The 1705-nt window shown below is 68.7% G+C and carries 2 protein-coding genes; both read right to left on the bottom strand.

Annotated features, from left to right (window positions below):
- Window positions 1-243: 243 nt before the first annotated feature.
- Entirely contained in the window at window positions 244-1479 is a 1236-nt protein-coding gene (locus K323_RS0123360) for an IS110 family RNA-guided transposase (RefSeq protein WP_022887671.1), read from the bottom strand.
- Between the two features lie 38 nt (window positions 1480-1517).
- Window positions 1518-1705: hypothetical protein (locus K323_RS30325; protein ID WP_033373975.1), on the bottom strand; the 188-nt coding region annotated here is incomplete at its 5' end.

Genomic DNA, 1705 nt, shown 5'->3' with positions numbered 1-1705 from the left:
CTAGCTTTCGCGCCATGTGTCAAGTTTGATGCTGGACGTGTGTGATCGGCCCGGGACGTTTTTGGACCGGGCTGTGGGAGGTCGATGGACATGCGTTCGTGTGGAGGGCTGGGCCGTCGTTGGTTCGGCAGGCTGATCAGGCGCCGTTGTGCGGCAGGCTTTCGTGTGCGCCGTGAGAGGCGGCCCAGCGCGGGCGGGCGGCAAGCTAGGTTGCGCCGTCGAGCGGCATAGCTACCGTGGCCGTCACCGTCCGCGACTGAGCCTTCCTTGACAATACGCGTCTTCATCGAAGGGTTGTTGGGTCACGAGCATGCGATACACCAGGCGGCAGGCGTTCCGGGCGAGCGCGACGCGCGCCTGGATCGGGGCCATCCCGCGGGTGCGCAGTTGCGTGTCACGTTCAGCGAACGCCGGCGAGAACATGGACAGGCCCCAGGCGATGCCCATCAGCGCGTCGCGGTGCTCGGCCAGGCCCTGCCGGGAGATGCGTCCGCGTCGTCGCAGGGTCGCGGACTCATACATCGCTGGCGCCAGCCCGGTCGCTGAGTAGAGGTGCTCGGCGTCGGGGAACCGCGCGATCGGCAGGCTGTGTGCCGCGAACGCCGCCGCTCGGATCGCGCCCACCCCGGGCAGGCTGGTGAGAACCTGGCCGTCGGTCGGGGCTAGCAGCAGCATGATCTCGTTCTCGAGGGCCGCGACGTCGCCTTGCAGGCTCCCGTAGCGCTGCAGGTCCCGGCCGAGCCGTTGCGCTCGTGCCTGCGCATCTGGCGGCGGGGGCAGGCAACCACGCCACCGGTCCGCCCAGTACTGCGCCGTGGCCTGGGTCAACCGGCCCGGCGACCTGGCGATCAGGGAGCGCGTCGAGGGTGGTCGCCCCGCGAAGGCGACCGCGCAGGCCAGCACCGCCTGGCCAGTCGGCGTCTCGATCGGAAGCGAGCGCCCGTGCCCAGCCGGCGCCGACAAGCCAGGAACCAGAGCGTTGAGCTGATCGTGCAACCGTTGCTGGGCCTTCTTCCGATCCGCGACCAGGCCCCGCCTGTGACGGACCGCGGCACGCAGCTCATCCACGGCCGAGTCCTCAGCCTGTTGCCGCCCTGCCCCCTGCCGGGCCATGTAGGTCAGCGCGGCGCAGTCGCGGTCATCGGTCTTGAATCGGCCCGACCCGAGCTGGGTGCGCGCAGCCTTGGTCTCCGAAGGAGCGAACAACCGGACCGACCCGGGATGCAACCGCTCCAGCTCCGCGGCCCACGCACGGTGCAGGCTCCCCGTCGCCTCGATCGCGATCACCAACTGGTCGTGTCCAGCCGTGTGCCCCTCGACCGAGCTTTCTAAATCCCCGATACCGGCGCGCGAGACCGGCATCGAGATCGGCTCGGTCACCAGGCCCTCACCGTCACTGACCCAAACCCGGTTCATCACCTTCCCCGGGTCGATCGCCACCACCAGAGCCGATGCACCCAAGGGCGCTTGAAGCAACATCACGGACCTCCTCACCGCCGAACGGCGCTAAGCCCGCGTCACCAGCGGTACTCGCCAGTGATCACGGCAAGGCCATCGCCTCGACGGCCTACCATCAGCCTGCGCTCCTCGATGTCAATGTCGTTCATGCTCGCTGCGCTGCGCGTGCTCCACATTGACATCTCCCACGCTCCGGCCGTGGCTAGCCGCCTATCAAGGCGACGCCCCCACTCATGGCTTATCAGCT

It is taken from the genome of Glaciibacter superstes DSM 21135 (assembly GCF_000421145.1).
Taxonomy (GTDB): Bacteria; Actinomycetota; Actinomycetes; order Actinomycetales; family Microbacteriaceae; genus Cryobacterium; species Cryobacterium superstes.
Note: the sequence above shows the minus strand (reverse complement) of the source record. Positions and strands in the feature narration are given on the sequence as shown.

What these genes read in the sequence shown, in the direction of transcription:
- K323_RS0123360 (WP_022887671.1), bottom strand. Translation starts at nt 1,479, where the DNA reads ATGTTGCTTCAAGCGCCCTTGGGTGCATCGGCTCTGGTGGTGGCGATC.